Origin of the sequence: Chryseobacterium polytrichastri, from assembly GCF_900142445.1 — a bacterium.
Taxonomy (GTDB): Bacteria; Bacteroidota; Bacteroidia; order Flavobacteriales; family Weeksellaceae; genus Chryseobacterium; species Chryseobacterium polytrichastri.
The window spans coordinates 57147-79053 of sequence record NZ_FRAV01000024.1; the positions used below are offsets into that span (position 1 = coordinate 57147).

At 32.8% G+C, this 21907-nt stretch carries 25 protein-coding genes; 6 read left to right on the plus strand and 19 right to left on the minus strand.

Annotation, left to right across the window (positions count from 1 at the left end):
- Positions 1-35: 35 nt before the first annotated feature.
- Genes gloA2 through BUB80_RS15020 form a run of 3 tightly spaced genes read right to left on the minus strand, consistent with a single transcriptional unit; the run spans position 36 to position 1785 of the window.
- The gene (gene gloA2 / locus BUB80_RS15010) at positions 36-413 is read right to left on the minus strand and encodes an SMU1112c/YaeR family gloxylase I-like metalloprotein (RefSeq protein ID WP_073294253.1); all 378 of its coding nucleotides are present in this window, start codon (positions 411-413) and stop codon (positions 36-38) included.
- Entirely contained in the window at positions 414-1337 is a 924-nt protein-coding gene (locus tag BUB80_RS15015) for a hypothetical protein (RefSeq protein WP_139262711.1), read from the minus strand.
- Between the two features lies 1 nt (position 1338).
- On the minus strand, positions 1339-1785 hold the full coding sequence (locus tag BUB80_RS15020; RefSeq protein ID WP_073294257.1) for a nuclear transport factor 2 family protein: 447 nt from the start codon (positions 1783-1785) through the stop codon (positions 1339-1341).
- 106 nt (positions 1786-1891) lie between these two features.
- On the opposite strand from BUB80_RS15020, the gene BUB80_RS15025 reads away from it, so the two are divergent.
- The gene (locus BUB80_RS15025; protein WP_073294259.1) at positions 1892-2977 is read left to right on the plus strand and encodes an endonuclease/exonuclease/phosphatase family protein; all 1086 of its coding nucleotides are present in this window, start codon (positions 1892-1894) and stop codon (positions 2975-2977) included.
- A 99-nt stretch (positions 2978-3076) separates the two neighbouring features.
- On the opposite strand, the gene BUB80_RS15030 is transcribed toward BUB80_RS15025, so the two are convergent.
- The 13 genes from BUB80_RS15030 to BUB80_RS15090 all read right to left on the minus strand — a co-directional run bounded on the left by BUB80_RS15030 (position 3077) and on the right by BUB80_RS15090 (position 14278).
- The gene (locus tag BUB80_RS15030) at positions 3077-4132 is read right to left on the minus strand and encodes a diphosphomevalonate decarboxylase (protein ID WP_073294261.1); all 1056 of its coding nucleotides are present in this window, start codon (positions 4130-4132) and stop codon (positions 3077-3079) included.
- 98 nt (positions 4133-4230) lie between these two features.
- Positions 4231-5997, minus strand: a complete 1767-nt coding sequence (locus BUB80_RS15035) for an AMP-dependent synthetase/ligase (RefSeq protein ID WP_073294263.1) — start codon at positions 5995-5997, stop codon at positions 4231-4233.
- Positions 5998-7011, minus strand: coding sequence for an NAD-dependent epimerase/dehydratase family protein (locus tag BUB80_RS15040; protein ID WP_073294265.1), 1014 nt, complete (start codon positions 7009-7011; stop codon positions 5998-6000). It abuts the gene before it with no gap.
- 816 nt (positions 7012-7827) lie between these two features.
- A complete protein-coding gene (locus tag BUB80_RS15045) occupies positions 7828-8832 on the minus strand; it encodes an MvdD family ATP-grasp ribosomal peptide maturase (RefSeq protein WP_073294267.1) in 1005 nt (334 codons plus the stop codon).
- A 3-nt stretch (positions 8833-8835) separates the two neighbouring features.
- The gene (locus BUB80_RS15050) at positions 8836-9783 is read right to left on the minus strand and encodes an MvdC/MvdD family ATP grasp protein (RefSeq protein ID WP_073294269.1); all 948 of its coding nucleotides are present in this window, start codon (positions 9781-9783) and stop codon (positions 8836-8838) included.
- Between the two features lie 92 nt (positions 9784-9875).
- Positions 9876-10088 (minus strand): microviridin/marinostatin family tricyclic proteinase inhibitor, encoded by a 213-nt coding sequence (locus BUB80_RS15055; RefSeq protein ID WP_054513233.1) that lies wholly within the window; start codon positions 10086-10088, stop codon positions 9876-9878.
- 51 nt (positions 10089-10139) lie between these two features.
- A complete protein-coding gene (locus BUB80_RS15060; protein WP_073294271.1) occupies positions 10140-10355 on the minus strand; it encodes a microviridin/marinostatin family tricyclic proteinase inhibitor in 216 nt (71 codons plus the stop codon).
- A 42-nt stretch (positions 10356-10397) separates the two neighbouring features.
- Positions 10398-10631 (minus strand): microviridin/marinostatin family tricyclic proteinase inhibitor, encoded by a 234-nt coding sequence (locus BUB80_RS15065; RefSeq protein WP_073294273.1) that lies wholly within the window; start codon positions 10629-10631, stop codon positions 10398-10400.
- Between the two features lie 39 nt (positions 10632-10670).
- The gene (locus BUB80_RS15070; RefSeq protein ID WP_054513230.1) at positions 10671-10880 is read right to left on the minus strand and encodes a microviridin/marinostatin family tricyclic proteinase inhibitor; all 210 of its coding nucleotides are present in this window, start codon (positions 10878-10880) and stop codon (positions 10671-10673) included.
- A 31-nt stretch (positions 10881-10911) separates the two neighbouring features.
- Positions 10912-11142 (minus strand): microviridin/marinostatin family tricyclic proteinase inhibitor, encoded by a 231-nt coding sequence (locus BUB80_RS15075; RefSeq protein WP_073294276.1) that lies wholly within the window; start codon positions 11140-11142, stop codon positions 10912-10914.
- A 115-nt stretch (positions 11143-11257) separates the two neighbouring features.
- On the minus strand, positions 11258-12037 hold the full coding sequence (locus tag BUB80_RS15080; RefSeq protein WP_073294279.1) for an alpha/beta fold hydrolase: 780 nt from the start codon (positions 12035-12037) through the stop codon (positions 11258-11260).
- Between the two features lie 96 nt (positions 12038-12133).
- On the minus strand, positions 12134-12856 hold the full coding sequence (locus tag BUB80_RS15085) for a pyridoxine 5'-phosphate synthase (protein WP_054513227.1): 723 nt from the start codon (positions 12854-12856) through the stop codon (positions 12134-12136).
- A gap of 159 nt (positions 12857-13015) precedes the next feature.
- Complete coding sequence (locus tag BUB80_RS15090; RefSeq protein ID WP_073294282.1) at positions 13016-14278, minus strand: mechanosensitive ion channel family protein; 1263 nt, start codon at positions 14276-14278, stop codon at positions 13016-13018.
- 274 nt (positions 14279-14552) lie between these two features.
- Between BUB80_RS15090 and BUB80_RS15095 the strand changes: the two genes are divergently transcribed.
- The 3 genes from BUB80_RS15095 (at position 14553) to BUB80_RS15105 (ending at position 16815) form a co-directional block, all read left to right on the plus strand.
- The gene (locus tag BUB80_RS15095; RefSeq protein WP_073294285.1) at positions 14553-15734 is read left to right on the plus strand and encodes a carboxypeptidase regulatory-like domain-containing protein; all 1182 of its coding nucleotides are present in this window, start codon (positions 14553-14555) and stop codon (positions 15732-15734) included.
- 76 nt (positions 15735-15810) lie between these two features.
- The gene (locus BUB80_RS15100; RefSeq protein ID WP_073294288.1) at positions 15811-16302 is read left to right on the plus strand and encodes a DUF456 domain-containing protein; all 492 of its coding nucleotides are present in this window, start codon (positions 15811-15813) and stop codon (positions 16300-16302) included.
- A gap of 12 nt (positions 16303-16314) precedes the next feature.
- Entirely contained in the window at positions 16315-16815 is a 501-nt protein-coding gene (locus tag BUB80_RS15105; RefSeq protein WP_073294291.1) for a hypothetical protein, read from the plus strand.
- Here BUB80_RS15105 and BUB80_RS15110 read toward each other — a convergent pair.
- From BUB80_RS15110 to BUB80_RS15120, 3 genes are all read right to left on the minus strand, one after another.
- Positions 16802-17443 (minus strand): uracil-DNA glycosylase, encoded by a 642-nt coding sequence (locus BUB80_RS15110; RefSeq protein ID WP_073294294.1) that lies wholly within the window; start codon positions 17441-17443, stop codon positions 16802-16804. The two genes, BUB80_RS15105 and BUB80_RS15110, sit on opposite strands and share 14 nt — an antisense overlap.
- Positions 17444-17454: 11 nt before the next feature.
- Positions 17455-18234: a hypothetical protein gene (locus BUB80_RS15115; protein ID WP_073294311.1), complete on the minus strand. Its 780-nt coding sequence runs from the start codon at positions 18232-18234 to the stop codon at positions 17455-17457.
- 73 nt (positions 18235-18307) lie between these two features.
- Positions 18308-18817 (minus strand): GNAT family N-acetyltransferase, encoded by a 510-nt coding sequence (locus BUB80_RS15120; RefSeq protein WP_073294297.1) that lies wholly within the window; start codon positions 18815-18817, stop codon positions 18308-18310.
- 267 nt (positions 18818-19084) lie between these two features.
- On the opposite strand from BUB80_RS15120, the gene BUB80_RS15125 reads away from it, so the two are divergent.
- Entirely contained in the window at positions 19085-21232 is a 2148-nt protein-coding gene (locus BUB80_RS15125) for an endonuclease MutS2 (protein ID WP_073294300.1), read from the plus strand.
- A 10-nt stretch (positions 21233-21242) separates the two neighbouring features.
- Positions 21243-21728 (plus strand): YcxB family protein, encoded by a 486-nt coding sequence (locus BUB80_RS15130; protein WP_073294302.1) that lies wholly within the window; start codon positions 21243-21245, stop codon positions 21726-21728.
- The last annotated feature ends 179 nt before the right edge of the window (positions 21729-21907 follow it).

Sequence of the window (21907 nt, forward strand, 5' to 3'; positions counted from 1 at the left end):
ATTTCAGTCTAACATCTGAAATCTAGCATTCTATTTTACATCTCATAAAACTCCAAAGGAAGCTGATCCGGATCTTGGGTAAAGAAAAATTCTTTTCCGGTGAATTCATCGATTCTTATTTCTTCACAGCTCAATCCTTTATCCATAAGCTCTTGTCGTTTTTCACTCACACTTTCAACAGAAAAAGCCAAATGTCTTAATCCGCATGATTCAGGACGAGAGTGTCTTTCCGGCGGATTGGGAAATGAAAATAATTCGATAACATAATGATCACCAATAGCCAAATCTAGTTTATACGATTGTCTTTCTTCACGGTATACCTCTCGAATAATATTCAATCCCATAACTTCTATATAGAACTTTTTGGAAATTTCGTAGTCTGAGCAAATAATTGCAATATGATGTATTTTCATTTAATAACTTTTGAATTGTTCTTCTAATAATTTTTCGTAAATCTTTCTAAGTTTTCGTTCCACTTTATCTTCTCTTAAATATCTTTCTATATTCATCGATTTTAAAGTAATCGATGTACCTCTTCCATCAATTGATTTTGATACCTGAAGCTGAATATTTTCTATGGTTTGATCTCCAATTTTAATTTTATCAATCTTGTATTCATTACTTTGATCTATACTTTTCAAAATATCTTGCTTTAAACTATCATTAGAGATCTGAAAAATATCTTTTTTACTATCAATATTTTTATAATCAATCCTTCCCAATCCTAAATATTTACTTTTATTTATGCCTACAATTCTCACAGAGTCTTTATGAATATTGATGTCTCTCTTTTTCAATTCTACCAATACCTGCTCTTTAGATTTAGAAAGGGTAAAAGTACTATTTCCAAATATTAAATTTCCGGTGTAAGGAACATAATCATAATGTCTATACCCTGGTGATGTTGACATTAGAATAAATAAAGTGGGTGCTAAAACAGCAAAAGCATTTACTTTTTTAAGGCTAAAAGTATTAATAATATCTGCATTTAGAATCAAATAATAAGGAATGGGTAGTAACAATACAACCAATATGTCTGAATAATCAACCACTCTATGAATTGAAATAGGAGAAATCAGATTATAAAACTGAATACAACTTTCCGAAAAAGGTGATTTCCAAAAGGCAAAAAGAAGCCCCGCCAGAAATACTGAATTCTGTTTTAATTTTGGAAACAAATAAGTTAAAAGCATTGGAAGTAATATAATTCCTACAATATCAGATAATTTCCCTGTTAACCAACTCGTATATTCAAATTTGAAAAAATGATCATTTAAAAATAAGATAGCCAGACAACCTAAAAAAACATAGTTCAGAATCAAATTCTTATTTCTCATATTACTTTCCATTTTCACAGTTTTCTTTCCTTCTTGTATCAATTATATATTGAATTTTCCAGCTATTATTCTGTTTTACCAATTGAAAACTATTCGCGCCACAATGTAGTAATTTCCCTTTATAATAGAACTGATACGGCGTAAAAACACTCGCTAAATCCCCATCAATATGAATGGCTTCAATGGTTATCCTTTCATCTAAATCATCTTTCGCAGCCTTACCAATGGAAGAAATAAATTCCGGAATAGCATCTGTTTTTACGGTTCCGTCCTTTGTAACCGTTTGAAGAATTGCCGTTTCTGAAAATACAGATTTCAACAACTCAGCATCTGCGTTTTTCATCGCAAGAAATAAATTTTGGATAGGCTTTTGAACATCCTGATTGGCAGCCTTCTGCCCAAAACAAAATGCAGAGAGCAATACACTAAGAACTACGATTTTATTCATCTTATTTTCAATTCAATCTGATCGAATAAAAATAGGGAAATAAAATATAAACCTTACATCAATTTAAAAAGTAAAATCATACTTTTAACCCTTTATTATAAGAAATATGTGGACTGCTTATCTCATCTTAGTTGTATTGTTGCTCGTTTTAACGCTATTGCCAAAAATTCAAAATTCACATTGGATATTTAGGGTTCCTGAATTTGGTAAAATCCAGATCACTTATTTCATTATCATTACCTTCATTCTAGGTTTTCTGGTAGATTCTTCGTCAGACTATTTTTGGTATTGCCAAGGTTTATTGATTCTATTATTTATTCATCACGGTGTTATTCTTATCAAGTATACTCCGCTTTATCCGATAAAGAAACATTCAAGACAGCAGAAATCTTCTCAAAAATTACATTTCATTTCAGCGAATGTTTATCAGTTCAATACAGAATACGGCAGGTTTATCAGATTAATCGAAAAATATAATCCTCAAGTTTTTCTAACGATGGAAAGCAATGGAGATTGGGAAAAGGCCATGCAACCTTTGGAAAAAGATTACCCATATCACCATAAAGTAACGTTGGAAAATACGTATGGAATGCACTTTTATTCCAAACTAAAAATACAGGAAGCAAAAACACATTATTTTGTTGCTGATGATATTCCGAGTATTGAAATTCACTTAATCACCGAAGATGGGTTTTCATTTGTCTTTTTTGGTGTTCATCCACCGCCACCAAGTCCTACCGAAGAGGAAACTTCAAAAGAAAGGGACGGCGATTTGCTAAGTACCGCAAAACGGGTGACTGAGATTCATAAACCCTTAATTGTTGTTGGAGATTTCAATAACGTGGCCTGGTCAAAATCATCTATACTATTCAGAAAAACAAGTCATTTGATTGATCCAAGAATTGGTCGCGCCTTTGTTTCTACCTTTCATGCAAAATACCATCTGTTGAGATTTCCAATTGATTTAATGTTTCATAGTGAAGATATTTTCATTGAAAAGCTTAGTACATTAGAAAATTTCGGTTCAGATCATCTTCCGGTCTATTGTGAGTTCTTTATAGACCATTATAATGACCAGCAGGAAGAAAGAATAGAAAAAGCGACTCCTGAAGAGAAAATCCAAGCTGAGCAAATGATTCAGGAAGGAAAAAAGGAAGATGGAGAGCGGGATGCGGTTGTGAGTGAGGATTGATGGATTCAACTATATTTTGACTAAAGTCAATTCCGTTACTATAAAACGAAAACGGGCTAAAGCCCGTTTCTATTGATACAAAATATGTTTTTACTTTGATTAAAACTTCATGACATCCTTCACTACTCCATTGTTTTGAGTGTGTTGTAATAATTCAGTTTCAATAAAAGATTTAATTTGTTCTTCAGATCCGGCATTTGGAAATAAAAGATGAACATTTGCTCCGGCATCCAATGTAAAGAATAAAGGCAGCCCTGTTTCTCTTCTAAAATCCCAAACTTTATTGATGACTTCTAATGTTCCTGTCTTCATTAAAATAAAAGCAGGATCGCTCATCATCATCATGGCGTGAAGCGTCAGCGCTTCATGTTCCACTAATTTTATAAAACTTTGTAAATCTCCATTTTCCAGAATTTCTTTCATTGGTCCGAAGTTCTCTCTAGCTTCCAAGAACCTTCTTTCTGCATACGGATTGGTATTCATTAAACCATGTCCAACCGTTGAAGAAACCGTTTTCTGACCTTCGTGAATCAATAAAACCCAATCATTAAAATCCTTGAAAATTTCATGAATTTCATCATCCGGATATTTTACAGCATATAAATCAGAACTTCCCTTTACCTGAGATTGTCCCCAAACAACCAATCCATCATATAAGCTTCTGCACGCACTTCCACTTCCTAATCTAGCTAGGAAAGATGCTTTTTTTAATGATTCTTCATCCGATATTTTATCAGAAAAAACGTCATCTATTTTCATCAGACATTTAGCAATTGCTCCAAATCCTGAAGCAGAACTTGCTATTCCTGAACTGTGAGGGAATGTATTTTCTGTTCTGATGACATACTTACCTTCTAAGATCCAAGGTAAATATTGCTCGATATTTTTAAAATACTTTTCTATCTTTTCAGCAAATTTCACTTCTTCATTTCCTGCTAAAAATGTTTGTACAGAAAATGGTTCTCCAGCTAAAAACTCAAGAGTTGTATTGGTTTTACAATGATTTAAAGTATAACTGATGCTCGGATTTGCAGGAATCTGATTGTCATATTTTCCCCAATATTTAATTAAGGCAATATTAGACGGACAGCTTTCTGAAACCGTTTGTGAGCTTATCGTAAATTCTTGTTTTCCTAAAAATTCTTGTGTTGTCATAATTTAATTTAAAATGATAAAACTTGTTTTTTTAACCACAAATAGCACAAATGTTTTTCACAAATTTCACTACATCCTGTGACCTTTCATCGTTTTACTTAATACATTTTCTCAATAATATCTGCATATTTTTTAAGAACTACATTTCTCTTGATCTTCAATGTTGGGGTAATTTCCCCTGTATTGATTTCAAATTCAGCAGGCATCAAAGTGAACTTCTTTACCTTTTCAAAATCAGACAAATCATGTTGCAGCTCATTGATCTTATCTTTATATAAACGAATAATCTCGTCTTTTTTTACCAATTCTTCCCAGTTGGTGAATGGAATATTATTTTTCTTAATGTAATCTTCCAGAAACTCAAAGTTAGGAACAATAAGAGCCGAAACAAATTGTCTTCCTTCTGCAATCAAAACAATTTGACCTATATAATTATTGTTGGTCAACAAATTTTCAATCTGCTGTGGCGCAATGTATTTTCCGTTGGAAGTTTTCATCAGATCTTTGATCCTGTCTGTAATGATCAAATTTCCTTTATCATCAATCTTTCCTGCATCACCGGTTTTAAACCAACCATCTTCTGTGAACACTTTTTGTGTTTCTTCTGGTCTGTTATAATATCCTTTCATGATGCCATTTCCTTTGGCCTGAATTTCATCATTCTCGCCAATTCTTAACTCCACCCCCGGCAAAGCTTTTCCGCTTGTTGCATGCTCAAAATGGGTCAAAGGGAAAAGCGTCAACGTAGCCGTAGTTTCTGTTAAACCATACCCAACCGTAACGTGAATTCCCACTGATTCAAAGAATTTGGTAACTTCAGGAGATACAGAAGCTCCACCACAAGGCAAGAACCATAGTCTACCTCCCATCTTTTCTTTTATTTTACTGAAAACAAGCATATTGGCAACAGATTCTTTTAGTTTTAAACCAAAAGGAATCGGGTTTGCATTTTGTCTTAATTTCCCAGTTTCCGTTCCTATTTCTAAAGCCCAATTGAAGATTTTCTTTTTTAAAGGGGAACCTTCATTCGCTTTTTCTAATACTCCGGCATATACTTTCTGGAAAAATCTTGGTACCGCGCACATCATCGTAGGCTTTACCTCTTCCAATGCTTTTGCAATGCTCTTGGGATCTTCCAGGAAATAGACTCTCGCCCCACCGTATAAGCAAAGCAGACTCCAGCATCTTTCGAAAACATGACTCAATGGTAGAAACGCCAATGAAAGTTCTTCTTCGAAGTTTTTAAACTTAAAAAATTCAAAATGAGCATCGAAAGCTTTGATAAAATTTCCGTGCGTCAACATTACTCCTTTCGGTGTTCCGGTAGTTCCTGATGTATAGATCAGCGTTGCTACATCATCATATTCTTTTTTGATGATCTCTAGTTTTGAGGAAGCTTTTGCAATAAAATCTTCCAGATAAAAACTACTGAATTCTTTTTTAATCCACACTGCTTTTTTAGAAACAATAATGGTTTGAAGATTATTTTCTTCTTTATGTAAAATATCCAAACACGCATCATATTGTGCCTGATCTCCCACTAAAATAATTTTAGACTGAGAATCATTGATGATATATTCTGCCTGCTCAGCATTGTTTGTTGAATAAATAGGAACCGTAACCGCTCCGATAGACATGGCAGCCAAGTCAAAAATCATCCACTCAGAAGAATTGTCTGAATAGATGGCGACTTTATCATTTTCCTGAATTCCTGCATTTTTCAGTGCATTGGCTGTTTTGAAAATCATTTCACCAAATTTCTTCCAGCTCAATTCTTTCCAGCCTTCTTTTTTCTTAAAACCAATGGCTGATTTTACAGGATGCTTTGCTACATTTTTATTGATAATTGCCTCTGCAAGATTCATTTATTTATTCAGCTTTTTGTCGTTACTATAATTATTAAGATGAAAATCAACACTTTCCTGTACAGGAATGAATTGATAATTCAGCTTTTCTTTAATTTTTTGGTTGGAAATGGTATTCAAAGAAGTTACCGCTTCAATATTAGATCGGGTAGCCATTTTTAGTGGTGGAATTAACCATCCGAAAAAAACATTCAGCCATCTTCCCAGATTCAGTTGGGTATTAGAAAGGATTTTAGCATCTTTCAACCCTAATTTCTTTCTGATATAATTGCCCAAATCTGCATATTTCTTATTTTCAGAAATAAGAATAAACCGTTCTCCGAAAATATTCTTTTCCATTAATTCAATGGCAATTTTTGCCACATCAAAAACATCTACATAAGATGTTCCTCCCGAAAAAGTAAAGCTATTTTTTTCAAAAGTAGAAAAAAGTTCGCCACTGCTTTGTTTCCAGTTTCCACTTCCGATAATGATTCCGGGGTTGATAATAATTGTATTTAAACCTTCAGCAGACGCTCTCCAAACTTCCATTTCAGATAAATGCTTGGAAATTGCATACGCAGAATGTTCTATTTTGGGATTAAAATCAGACTCTTCATCCAATTCTCCTTTTTCATTAAAACCGTCTAAAACGGCAATAGAACTTACATGTAAAAATTTCTTAACATCGGAACCATCACAGGCAAATAAAAGATTTTCTGTACCCTTAATATTTACATGGTACATCTCTTTCTCATCTTTTGGATTAAAGCTTACTTTTGCAGCGCAATGATATACCTCATCTACTCCTTTTAAAGCATCTTGCAGAGAATTGATATCATCAAAATCTACATCAATCCATTCAATTTTATTAAAAAAATCGTCAGCGCTTTCCGTATAAAATGAATACGAATGTTTTACTTCTTTTATATTGCTTGTAGGTCTTTTTGCAGCACGAACGTTTTTGCCCTTTTTAAGAAGCTCTAAAACAATTACTCTGCCTAAAATCCCGGTGGCACCCGTTACAAAAACCATCAATTATATTTCTACTTGATTGTTGACTAAATTATGACAATATTTTTTATTCGGCAATTCTTCGTTTTTTTTTAAACAATTACCTAAAAATTGTATCTGCAAATTTGCGATTTTTAAAGGACAATTTCGGTCTAGTTTACTATTTAATTAGTGAATTTGTTTAAATTTTCATGAAAAGTTTAATGGAAAATATTTTGTTGGAGAATCGCAAAGGCGTAAAGTTTTAAATCTTCATTCTGTTATTAAGGCGCAAGAAAATCAGAGATTTTCAGTAAACGTTATATTATAAATTTGTTTAAAATTTTTTTAACCACAAATCCAAGATTCGACGGAGTCAAAAGGAACAAAAGATTAACACTTTAGTATTTTAAGTTAATTGTTAAACCATTAATAAGAGCACATAAGTTTTAAAAATCTTTGCATATTGAGCAGAGTCGAAATATTATTCTTTTGAGAACTTTTATTCATCATTAACAAATGTCAAAATATCTTTTGCGGTTAAATTTAAAATTAGTTTAAACAAACTTTATAGTAACTCCGCAGTAATTTTACTTTCTTAAATTGTATCTACGATAAAATCCTTGCGCCTTATCAACAGCTTTTTTATATAATTTACGTCCTTGCGTAAAACCAACAAATACGATAGAATTTTCACGTTAAAAATAATCAAATACATTTTTATGAATCCTATTTTAAAATTTTGGATAATGCCTTTATTGGGATTAAAATAAGAAAACGGGCTAAAGCCCGTTTCTATTGATATGAAATTATTGTGTAATTAGTGGAGTTAATTTATGATTTTTGCCTTCAAGAAACTTAAGCTAAAATCATATTATTTCTTCTCGGAGCCCTGTCACACAAGACATCTGCAATACTTTTAGAAATAAGATTTCCTTCCGTTAGATTATCCAGCCAGAAAAACTCTCCCGCTGCATTGATCTCGATAAAATAGTATTCATCCTCAGGAGAAACGATGATGTCTAATGCACCATAATCTACGTTGTAAACATCTAAAAGTTCCAGAACTTTTTCTTCAATATCTTTCGGAAGTTCGGTTGGAAGCCATTTATCAATTAAATTAACGCCATCTTTTCTCCAGTCAACTTTAGCGTCTTCGAACTGTTGAGAATCGATTTCAAAAGCATACACATCCCGACCAACAACAGTCACACGAAGTTCTTTTTTCTTTTGAATCATTCTCTGAAACTGCATTGGGCAGTATAAAAGGGTCTCTAATTCTTCAAATTTATCTTCTTTAACAACGTTGGTGAAAACTACACTTTCCACTCCATCTTCATAAATGGCAAAGCCGGTCTGCATTTTTGCAACCACGTTCTTATGTTTCAGAATAAACTGTTTTGCATCTTCAGGATTATTTGTCAGGCAGGTTTCAGGAACTCTAAATCCTATTTTATCCGCTATTTTAAGTTGTTCTTCTTTGCTGTCTAATCTTCTGTAAACACTTGGTTTTCCTAAAGAATAACAGTCAAAAGATTCCAGAAAACCAAAAATCGTGTTGCGAATTTCTCCCATCGCAGCTCCGTAAAATTTAGAGTCAATTTCTTCTTTCAAACCATTTCCAATATTATAAGCTCTTCGGTACCAAACTGCCGCAACATCATCCAGGCGAATTTTAGCATCAGCAGTTTCAAGATAACTCACCCATTCTCCATCTTGGAAAATAGTAGATAATTTATTTTGTAAAGGATATAAATCTACATCGAAACGAATCACTTCACAGTTATTTTTCTCAATATATTCTGTTACTTTTTCAATAGAAAAATTATCTCCTGTGTGGGTAATTATTAAAATTTTATTCATTGGTTATTTTATTCTTTTTATAAGGTTGTCAGCTATTCTTTGTGCGATCGGAAAATGCAGCTCTTTTTGTAACATTCCCCACTCTCCTTGTGGATTTACTTCGAGAAAATAATATTTTCCATCTTTTGCTTTAATCATATCAATTGCTCCAAGATACAGCATCATTTCCTTCATCATAGAAGTTAAATTCGCTTTAATTTCTTTCGGAAGATCATATTCTGACCACATGAAATTACCTTGAACAACCCGCCAATCGGCATTTTCACTGTTATTAATTTTGCCTGTGAAAAATTCGCCAGCCACATAGACAATTCTCAGTTCATATTCTTTTTCGATATAGGGTTGAAAAATCATCGGACAATAGGCTATATCAGCAATATGCTCTAAATTATTTTCATCAATAATAGTCGTTGAAAGAAAATTTTCCCCGTTCATCGATTTTGTAATGACTCCATGAAGTTTTGCCACCGCTTTTCCTTTGCAATGTTCTTTGAAAAAAGTGAGTATTTTTTCTTCGTCATTCGAAAAAAGTGTCTTTGGAATGGTTAAATTAAACTTTTGAGCAATCTTCAGCTGATACATTTTATTTCCATCAACCTTTGTTTCTTGTTCATAAGGATTGATCCACGAAAGATCTTCCAACACCGTAAAAAGATTATACCGAAGACTTCCATATTCTTTTAGAAAGATCTTCTCATAATCTTCATCAAGATCTTCAGGAACAGTAATTCGCCAGGATTTTCTGTGCCATACCGCTTTAATATCTTTAGAATGAAGGATATTTCCAAATTCATCAATCAGTTCAAATGAATCTTCATTGATACTAATTTTCTGAAAATCATTAAGATGATCAGAATTAAGCCTGAAATAAGGAATATTTTTAGATTTCAGATAATCAAAAAATAGATCGATATTATAAAAATCGTTGGAGTGAGTAATACAAAGAATCATTTGCCGCGTTTTATTAAAAAAGGAAACTTAAAGTTTAAGTTCCCTTTCAAATATGATTTTATTAGTATATTTAATTATATAAACAGTTCATTTTATACAACCGGAGCATCATCATCTCCATCAGAAGGATACTTCTGAGTGTATGCCATATCAGTAGGTTTCATTGTTACTGGCCCTGGGCTATAAACACTATCTCTTTCGGGAATCGTAATATCAGTTCCACCTTTTACTTTCTGAGGTTCTTTTAATTGCTTTTCAAGAAATGATGCAAAGAATGGTTTCTTTTTTGAATCCTTGTTTTTCATAATCTTTGGTTTGGTTTGATTTAATATAATTTTGTATAAATTGAGAAAATCTTATTCTAATTCTCCCGTTTCATCACTATCAGAAGGATACTTTAAGGTTACCTGATCATTTTGTCTATCCGTAACTGTATCTTTTAAAATGGATGTTGTAGGAGTATCTTGAAGTGCAGTAGTTATTGCTCCTCCTTTTACTGTTTGAGGATCCTGAATTTGCTTCTCTAAAAATGAAGCAAAAAAAGGTTGCTTTTTTGAATTCTTGTTTTTCATGGTAATATTATTGTTTGGTGGGCTTGCTATTATTGTAAGGTATTAAATACCAGCTTCATCATTATCAGATGGATACTTTAGCGTTACCAAGTGATCTCTTGTCGGCAAAGTAGCATTGTCAAAAGTTGGAGAAGTCGCAACATCTCTTGTAGTATCACTCACAATATCAGTAAGAGGTGTTGTCACTGCCCCACCCTGAATAGTTTCCGGGTCTTTAATTTGCTTCTCTAGAAAAGAGGCAAAAAATGGCTTCTTTTTTGAATTTTCGTTTTTCATAATCCTTTATTTTGGTTTAAGATAATGATTGAACCTCAGCTAAGACGTTTCTCCTGCCTCGTCGCCGTCAGAAGGATATTTCATTGTTACGTTATCATAGCCCGGCTTTGTAACAGTGTCTTGAAGTGCTGTTGTTACATTATCCAGAAGTTCTGAAGTCATAGAACCTCCTTTCACTTTTTCAGGATCATTAATTTGCTTCTCTAGAAATGAAGCAAAAAACGGTTTCTTTAATTTTTTGTTTTTCATGATATTTGAATTGGGGTTTAGTTTTTAATAATTACACTACAGAATCATCACCATCTGAAGGATATTTCATTGTTACATGATCGAATCCCGGCTTTGTAACATTATCCAAAATAGCAGAAGTGATAGTATCTTTTGTAGGAATTGTGATAGACTCTTCAAGGGCTGTGGTGATTTCTAAGCCTCCGTTCACTTTCTCTGGATTCTTAATTTGTTTCTCTAAAAATGAAGCAAAAAACGGTTTTTTTGAATTTTCCTGTCTCATAAGTTGATATTATTAGTTATTTGGTAAAACTAAATTACAAAAAATTCAATACAAGGAGAAATAAATAACTTATTTATTAAAATTTTAACACAAACTCAAAAATCAAAGAATAAAATTAATTTAAATTTAAAAACTGCCTAACCACAATCGCAAAATCAACAGGATTCTCTGCCTGAACCCAATGCCCTGCATTTTTCACCGTTACAATCTTAGCTTTTGGAAATTGCTGTTTAATTCCAAACTCATCCTGAGGAAGAATGTAATTTGATTTTTCACCAGAAATAAATAAAGTTTCACCTTCAAAAACACCAAATTTGATGGCATTAGAAACAAACTCTGTATATTTTTCTGCTAAAGTTTTAAGGTTGAATCTCCAGTTGAGCTTTTTATCATCATCCCAATATAAATTTTTAGCTAAAAACTGAATGGTAGATTTTTCAGGAATATATTGTGTTAAAACAGCTTCAACTTCATTTCGAGAGTTTACAGTATTAAAATCAACCATTTCCAATGCTTTAATAATTCCTTGATGATGTGGCGGATATGCTTTTGGAGAAATATCAACGACAATTAATTTATCCACTTTCTCAGGATATCTTATCGCGAATTGCATTACTGCTTTTCCGCCTAAAGAATGTCCTAAAATATGCGCTTTTTCAATTCCGTAATGGCTCATATAATGAGCAATATCATCTGCTAAATCATCATGTGACATCCCTTCAGAATGAAAACTCCTTCCATGATTTCTAAGGTCAATTAAATGTACAGGCAACTGATCGCCCAGATCTTTTCCAAAGCTTCCCCAGTTGTCAAGCATTCCAAACAACCCGTGAAAAACCAAAAGTGGTGTAGACGAAAGATTTTCGCCAAATATTTTTGAATGTAGAATTTCCATAATTATATTTTTAAGAGTGAAAGCTAGAAGATGGATGCTGGAAGCTATTAAAAGAATCTTATCAAACTTCCAGCTTCAAACTTCAGACTTCCTGCTTTATGCCCATTTTGCCAATCTCTTCAAGTATGCCTGAATTGTATTTTCCATCCCCATGTACAACGCTTCAGAAACCAAAGCATGGCCAATAGAAACTTCCAGTAAATTCGGAATATTATCTGCAAAATATTTTAAATTTTCTAAGCTAAGATCGTGCCCGGCATTGATTCCTAAACCAAATTCATTTGCAACCACTGCAGTATCATAGTAGGGCTTTATAGCCTGTTCTTTATTCAGTAAATAGTTTTTTGCGTAAGCTTCTGTGTATAACTCTATTCTGTCTGTTCCGGTTTTTGCAGCATATTCCACCAATTCCGGTGTTGGATCTAAGAAAACAGAAGTACGAATTCCCGCATTTTTAAACTCAGCAATAATTTCTGTAAGAAAATCTAAGTGCTTTTTTGTGTCCCATCCAGCATTTGAAGTAATAGCATCATCTGCGTCAGGAACCAAGGTTACCTGTTCAGGTTTTACTTCCAACACCATATCAATAAAATCTCTGTGCGGATTTCCTTCAATATTAAATTCTGTAGTCACCAAAGGCTTCAGATCATAAACATCTTTTCTTGTGATATGTCTTTCATCGGGTCTTGGGTGAATGGTAATTCCCTGTCCGCCAAACTCCTGAATTTTAATTGCAGCTTCCGTTACACTTGGCGTTTCGCCTCCTCTTGCATTTCTTATCGTTGCAATTTTATTAATGTTTACACTTAATTTTGTCATGTTTTTTTTAAGATATTATTGATTAAGATTGAAATAGGAAGTTTAATCACAGTCTTCCAACTTCGTTCTTATTTTTATTTTAAATATTTTATAATGGGAAGCCTGAAAATCAGCGTAGAAGAAAAACTTATAACTTCTGCCTTCAAGCTTCTAAACTTTTTACACTTTTACATTCACCTGCATTACCTGAAGATCAAATTCTTTTGAAGCAACCAATAAATGGTCAAAAATATCAGCTTGAATCTGCTCAAAACGTTCCCATTTAGAGTCATTTGCAAAACAATAAATTTCCAAAGGCAACCCTTGTGGAGTGATCTCCAGCTGACGAACCATTCTTACTCCCTTTTCATCTACAGCAGGATCATTTTCAATATACTTTTGCGCATAATGCCTGAAAACACCAATATTAGTAAGTTGTTTCCCATTGATGATTTTATTTTTATGCTCGATATTTTCTTTTTCCTTCGCTAACTCATTACTTTTCTCTTCAAGATAATCTGAAATCAAATTAATTTCTTTGAGTCTCTCAATATCCTCCGGTGTCAAAAATTTAAAAGAATTGATATTAAAATAGATTGATTTCTTAATTCTTCTTGTATTTGATTCTGACATCACCTGAAGGTTTTTAATCTCAGTCGTCAATAAATCGTAAGTAGGAATCGTTGAAATTGTTTTATCAAAATTGGTAATTTTTGTCGTCAGAAGGCTTATATCTGCAATATTTCCTTCAATATTGTATTTAGGAATTCCGATCCAGTCGCCCACTTTCATACTTTTAGATGTTGCCACATGAAGTCCGGTTACAAAACCTAAAATCGTATCTCTGAAAACAAGCACTAACACTGCTGTTATTGCTCCTAAACTCCCTAAAATTGTTCCGCCTTTAATCCCGAAAATAGTACAGATACCAATCACCGTAAGAATAAAGATTCCAAAAATTTTCACTGATTCTGAGATCGCATTCAGTGCCATTATTTTATAAAAATCCTGTTTGATGACAAAGTAGTTTCTAAACGCCGTTAATACTCTGAATAACATTCCCGCAATCACAAAAATGATACCTAAACTCACAATAACTCCTAAGAATTCAAAACTTTTAGGATGTCTCCAAAAAACAGATTTCAAGGCAGATTCAGCAAAGCTTAATGTACCTAAATGAACGATAGAATTTGTTATTCTGGATTGATAAATTGATTTTAAAACCGGATACTTTTCTTTATCAAAAAAGTTTTTAAAAATGGTGTTAACCAGAATTTTAAATATAAAGTCTAACAAACAAACAAGACCTGCCAGAAAAATAAATTTAAGAATAATCTGGCAAGTAAGCACCAAATCGCTAGGAACATTATCTCTAACGAAATAATGAATTGTATCACTTATATCCTGCAAAAAATCTTTGGTATCTTGTAGTTCGTCTTTCATTTACAGCAAATTTAGGAAAATTAAGGTTGATTTAAATTAAAACTTTCTCATCAATTTTCATCCCAAAATGCTTTCTTTTTTTAAATTTAATAAAAATCACCAACCATCATCCTTTAAATTATCAAATCCTTTCAAACATCGATTAATAAATACAAAATCCACCAAATAATCCAATTAAAAATAAATAATATTAAAAATATATCATATTTTATGATTTTATATTTAATTATTTATTAATTTTGATAAAAACTAACCAAATAAAAATCAATTAGATATGAGAAAACACTACTTATTTATTTTGTTATGTGTGTTCACACTTTTAACAAATTGTACAGGAGGAGAAGATCCTGTGATCGTTTCCCAAAACACAGTTCCTGCAGTTGTAAAAACCGGAAAACTTACCGGAAAAGTAATGTCACAAAACGGAACCAAACCCATTGGAGGTGCTTCAGTTTTTACTTTTGATGACAAGTATAAAATTTATTACACTACTTCAGACGCAGATGGCAACTTCACATTGGAAGCTCCGGCAGGAAATCAGACCATCCATATTCAAACAGGGAATGGTAGTAATTTCCGTACAGAAATTTCCGCGACTGTAAAAGATAAGGAAACGGTAAGTTTAGAAGCCAATCAAACCAAACTGAATCAGGTTGCTAAAATTGCATACGTAAAAGGATCGTATGATAAAATTGAAGATATCATTCAGACTTTAGGGTATACTGCAACTCAAATTACCAATAATGATCTTGCCAATTTAACGACTATTTCGCAGTATGATATTATTTTTCTTAATTGCGGCTCAAGAAATTATGCCCTAAATCAATCACTTTTTCCAGCAATTGATGCCAACTTAGCCACTTTTGTTTCTAATGGCGGAAGTATTTATGCTTCAGATTGGGATGTTGCCTATTTAGTAGGTGGCACAGACTACACTCCCAGTTGCTCACCTGCAGGCGGATTTGTTCCAGACACCAAACTATGCTCTGTAAACCAAGGAACTCCAGGCAATGTTCCTGCAGTAGTAAGCAATGCAGGACTTTCTGCTGCATTAGGATTTAACTCCTTCAACATCGATTTTGATCTGGGAGCTTGGCAGAAAATAACGAATTACGATCCAAATTATTGGGAAGTTTTAGTTAAAGATACTTCAAACAATGCTTTGATGATCAGAACCAATCATTTTACAGCAACAGGTGTTCCGTCTACTCCGATAGGAAACGCTCCTACGTCAACATTTGTAACGGTTTGCATAACACTTCCGGGAAATACTCAAATCAGTATTTCAGTTCCTCAGGTATTGGTTCCTTTTCTGGTTGCATTGGGAGCAACAGTAGGACCTTGTACAGGAGCTTCAAACAGCGGATATATTTATTACACTTCTTTTCATAATCATGCTTCAGGAAACATTGGAAACGCTGGTGTAATTCTACAATATGTAATCTTAAACTTATAATAAATTTTTAATTTAGATTGATAGGTGGCTTTTGTAAGGCCACCTTTTTTTATATCTTGCATGTATAATTTAAAGAATGGATACCGCATTAATTAATATTCTCTGTCTTGTTTTATTATTCCTCGGACTCTTGGGAACCTTCCTTCCTATTTTACCCGGATTATTATTAAGTCTTTGTGGATTATTAATTTACAAATTCGGAACGGACGCAGATCTGTCGATGATTTATGTTTGGGCTTTCGTAGTTCTTACGGCAGCTTCCGTTGTCTTAAGCTATGTAATTCCTGCTAAAACCAATCAAAAATATGGAGGAACCCGTTGGGGAAGTATTGGCTCAATTATTGGAACCATTGTCGGAATGTTCCTTCCTATCCCATTAGGATTTTTAATTGGAATGTTTGCCGGAGTATTTATTGGTGAATTACTTCACGACAGCAAAGACATGAAGAAAGCATTACAATCTACCAAAGGAGCTTTCGTTGGGTTCATTTATGGAACCGGATTTAGTTTGGTTGTAGGAGTGGCCATGTTTTTGGTCGTTGTTTTGAATATGCTTAATATCATTTAAAAAATAAAAATCATGTTACATAAAACCATCATATTGAGTTTAGGACTATTGGCATTAGTGAATTGTAATGCTCAAAAAGAAACGAAAACCTCAACAAAAACGTCCGTTGCTACCAACACCAAAGAAAAAACACCAATGAGTAAAGATGAAAACATCATTTATTTCAATGAAGGGGAAAATAAATTCCTTAAAGAATACGAAATGAATGTCACCTTCAAAGGTATTTCAGAAGACAGTAGATGCCCCGAAGGTGTAAACTGTATGTGGGCCGGAGTTGCCGTGGCACAAATTGAAGTGATGGGATTAGCAACCAGACCAATGACCGTAAATATTGCCACTACAGAAAATGCAGGGCGAAATTATCATCAATCAACAGAATTTAATGGAGCTACTATTTCATTACAAGAAGTAACTCCTTATCCGACCTCACAAGGCGGGACCAAAGCCCTTGCCGGAAAATATAAGATCGGAATCGTTATTAAAAAAGCAGGAGAAAATTCTACCACGAAATAGGCTTCCTTGCTTTTGAAATTAAATATTCATTAATTTTTGAGAAAGGTTTGCTCCCGAAAAACCCTCTATATACAGAAAATGGCGACGGGTGCGCCGATTTGATAATACAATGCTTAGCCGGATCAATGAGTTCGGCTTTTTTTTGTGCAAAAGCGCCCCACAATACGAAAACTACATTTTCTTTTTTATCTGAAATTTCTTTAATAATGTAATCTGTGAATTTTCCCCAACCTAAATCTTTATGAGAATTCGGAGTATGAGCACGAACAGTTAAGGTAGCATTCAGCATCAAGACGCCTTGTTTCCCCCAATCATCCAACTCTTTTGAAGTTCTTACCACTCCCAAGTCATCTTTTAATTCAATAAAAATATTTTTCAATGAAGGCGGCGCAGTTACCTGTTCAGAAACAGAAAAACACAAACCGTTCGCCTGAAAGTCATTATGATAAGGATCTTGCCCGATAATTACCACTTCAATATCTTCAAAAGGTGTAATTTCCAATGCTCTGAAAATCTGATTTTTTGGTGGAAAAACTTTTGTTGTTGCGTATTCTTCTTTTACTTTCTCCCAAAGGGTAGTAAAATATTCTGTGCTTTTTATTGGGGCTAAAATTTCAGTCCAGGTCATAATTAATTATATTAAAATGGTAATGTTGAAAGTCCTCTATAAATCTCGGAATCTCTTTTTATTTCATCAACAGTCATATTATCTTCTACATAGATAGCGTCACTATGATAATCTATAAGCTTACCAATATTATTCATTTCATTATCATACAGTGTATCCCCTAAAAAAACTTTATCCCCATTAATTAATCTAAACCCTAAATTTCGTGGATTTGTTTTTTTATTCTCCAAGCCATATAATCTATTAGAAATATCATTTAAAGCATCCATTATCAGGCTTGACTCCTGTGAAATTTCAAAACTTTTAATTTCAGCAGGTTTTATTGAAAGTAATTGTATTAATGAATTTACTTCGTTTTCTTTTTCCTCATACGTTTCCTTTAAAGTTTTAGCAATAGATGAAATTGCTTTTTGTACTTCATCTATCCTTAAATTTTCATCATAATCAATAGTTCTTAATCCTTGAATATCAAATATTCTATTTGTTTTCTTATCTTTTATTAATACAGATTTTTTGTTAAATGACTGCCTAATTCCTAATTCATACATTACATTTGGATTTTTTGCACTTAAATCACAAATTACAATATCAGAATCCAATACTTTTTTAATTATGTCTATAACGATATAGTTTGTTTTTACTTCATCATCTGCTCTTATTGAGTGAAAACCTGCTAATTCACAAGCTGGTTTTATTATATGTTGATAAACTCTTGAAAAGTGTCCTTTATCATATCCATCTTGATCTGATATTGGCATAATAACGAAACATGTTTTTTGTTTTTCGGTCATTAGTTTTATTTTAATAAATGCAAAAATATATTTCTCACTAAATAAAATAATCTCAATCAGATTCATCTAAAACTTAATTATATTTCTTCAAACTAAAAACAATATTCTCAGGAAAACCTTCATCTATTCTCCCTTCTTGCAACACAAAATGATGCTTTAAAAGAAGACCTTTTGAGTTTTCATTACTTTTTTTTGTGAATGCTAGAATTTCCTGCAAATTTAAAGTATTAAATCCACAATCTAAAACAGCAGCAAGAGCTTCAGACATAATTCCTTTCCTGTGATAATCGGGTAATAACTCATAGCCTACTTCTGCTTGTTTTCTATCTTCAGTAAATTTCCAAAGACAAATGGTTCCTATCAGGTTGGGTTCATCTTTATAAGAAATTCCCCAATAAACCGTCTCCTTATTTTCGGTTTTTCTTTTGATTGTTAAGATAAATTCCAGGGCATCATAATTCGTTTTTGGAGATACTCTTTCAACAAATTTATTCGTAATCGGATTACCTCGAATTTTTAGAATATCTTCAACATTACTTTCGTTGATTTCTTTTAATTGCAGTCTTTCGGTTTCCAGTTTCATATCTCAAATTTACGAATTAAACTAATAAATTTTAACCACAAAAGTTTCAAAAGATTATATTGAAAATAAGCTAATCAAAAGTTCGTAAAAGTAAAAAATCAAAGATTTTTTTAAAACTTATGTGTTCTTATTTCTTGTTAAATGATAAACTTAAGATAACTAATGTGTTAATCTTTTGCAACTTTTGTCGTTAAATAAGAATAAGTGTATTCTTTAAATTAGTTCATTTTCAAATTAACATTCACATTTTCTCACTAAATTTGCAATGTGTATATAAATAAAGAAGATTTAAACGAATTAGAGTTTCCGCAATTGCTCGCGGAAATTTCTCCATTTGCGTACTCTCCGAAAACGAGAGACAAAATTCTTCAACTTCATCCCATGGAAATTGACGAGGCAGGACTTTCGCTGAAAAAAACTTCCGAATATTTATCGAGTTTTGAAAGTTCAAATGCGATTCCGTTTGATGAATATGAAGATATTGAAAGCGAATTACAACTTATGCTGATCGAGAATTACCGTCTTGAAAATAAAGCTTTCATCAAAATAAAAACAATTACCGAACAAATAGGAAGACTTCAAAAATTTTTCCCAACCATGCCTGAGACTTTTCCTACTTTAATGGCAGATGCTTCTGTATTGGAGTTTAAGAAGGAAATCATTGATAAGGTTGATAAAGTTTTCAACCGTTTTGATGAAGTAAAAAGTGAAGCTTCCCCAATCTTAAAAACATTGAGAGCTGAAATTCAGCATGCTAAAAAAGCAATTCAGGAAAATTTCAACCGTGTATTGTTCAATTACGCTCAAAGTGATTTTCTGGATGATATTCGCGAGAGTAATATTGAAGACATCAGGGTTTTAGCGGTAAAATCTGCTTACAAAAAAAGAGTTCCGGGAAGAGTACTAGGACTTTCAAAAACAGGTTCTATAACTTATATTCAGCCAGATAGTGTCGTAAAACATTACTTCAAACTTCGCGAAAACCAGGAAGAGGAAAAAAAGGAAATAGATAAAATCCTAAGACAGCTCACCGCAGAATTAGCAGTATTTCAACCTCAGCTCTGGAGATATCAGGCTTATATTTTTGATCTTGATCTTACGAGGGCAAAATCTAAGTTTGCAGAATTAATTAACGGAGTTTTACCAAAAATCAACCGTCATAAAACGTTAAAACTAAGAGAAGCTTTTCATCCATTGCTTTGGTTAAGAAATAAAGCGGAGAACAAAATTATTTTCTCTCAAACATTATCTTTAACTGATCAGAACAGAATCATCTGTATTTCCGGACCGAATGCAGGAGGAAAATCCATCACTTTAAAAACTGTAGGATTACTTCAATTGATGATTCAGAGCGGAATTCTAGTTCCTGTTCACCCAAGGTCTGAAATGTTTTTCTTTGATAAGATTATGACCGATATTGGTGATAACCAATCTATTGAAAATCATCTTTCCACCTATTCATCAAGATTGAAGAAAATGGGCGGAATCATCCGTGAAGCTGACGCCAATACTCTTTTATTGATTGATGAATTCGGAACAGGTTCAGATCCTGAATTGGGCGGTGCTTTGGCAGAAAGTTTCTTAGAGTTTTTCTATGACAAGAAGAGTTTCGCCATCATTACAACGCACTATACGAACATTAAACTCGTTATCGAAGAGCTTCCACATGCAGAAAATGCAGCGATGCTTTTTGATGAAGAAACATTGGAACCGATGTATAAATTGGAAGTTGGACAAGCTGGAAGTTCATTTACGTTTGAAGTTGCTGAAAAAAATAAAATTCCTAGGTTTATCATCCATTCTGCGAAGAAAAAAGTGGAACATGATATTGTGAATCTTGATAAAACGATTGTAAAACTTCAACAGGAAAAATTCGAAGTTGAAAAACTGAAAACCGATCTTGCCGAAAGAAAAGAATCTGTTGAAGACAAGCGCGATAATCTACAAAAACTGAATGAGCAGCTTCAACAAAAATTATTCAATTTCCAAAAGCTGTATGAAGATGAACATCGTAAACTTCAGTTTGGAAATAAGATTGAAACCTTTATTGATGGCTACATAAAAGGAAGATCCCGAAAAGATGTGGTAAAAGATTTTGTGAAAATTCTGGAACAGGAAAAATTCAGGAAAATCGGTGCCGATAAAGATGAAACGAAAAAACTTCAGGTTGTAAAAAGAAAAATAACGCAACAACTGAAAAAAGAAGAAGTTATTGAAAAAATAACGGAAACCAACGAGAAAATAGAAGAGAAACGTCAAATTGACCGTGCTGTTTGGATGAAAATTGGTCAGCGTGTTCGTATCACAGGAAGTACAAGTGTCGGGACGATTGAAAAGATCTCCAGAAACAAAGTAATTGTGAATTACGGAACGTTTAAAACAACGATTAGCGCTGAGGAATTGGAGAGGATTTAATGATTAATGTATGACTGTAAAGACACAAATTACTTTTAAAGATTTTTGGGGTTTTTATTTAAAAGGTTCTTTAATAAGGTTTTTTGGTTTTCCAATTATAGCTGTTTTACTTTTTATATTTAAAGGTTTTCTGGATGGCGATGAGCGGGATATTTTTCAAAATGCTTCCATCTGGTTACTTGTTTTATGGATTTTCATGACTGTCAGAGGTTATTTTAGTATTAAAAAAGCTTATTATTCAGACAAAAAAATTCAGGAAAACATTTCTTATACTTTTGTTGAGGATAAGATTAAAACCGAAGGAGAGACATTTGAAAACGATTTTCACTGGAATACTGTTTCCAGAGTAAAAGAATTAAAAGATTGGTTTCTTATTTATCATAGTTTGCAAACAATGAATATGATTCCTAAAAAAGGTTTCACAAAAAAAGAAATTGCAACGCTCCGAACTATTATTAAAAATAATAACGTAAAAGCAAAACTTAGAAACGATTAATAAAAAGCGAGTGCCAATTAAATTGACACTCGCTTTTATTTTTTACTTTTATCAATAATCTATGCGCTTTTCTTCCCAATAAATGGAACCAACATAGGTACTTTTTTTTGATAATCTTTATATTCTTCTCCATAAAAATCCCGAAGATCTTTTTCTTCCAGAAATTTCACTGCAATAAA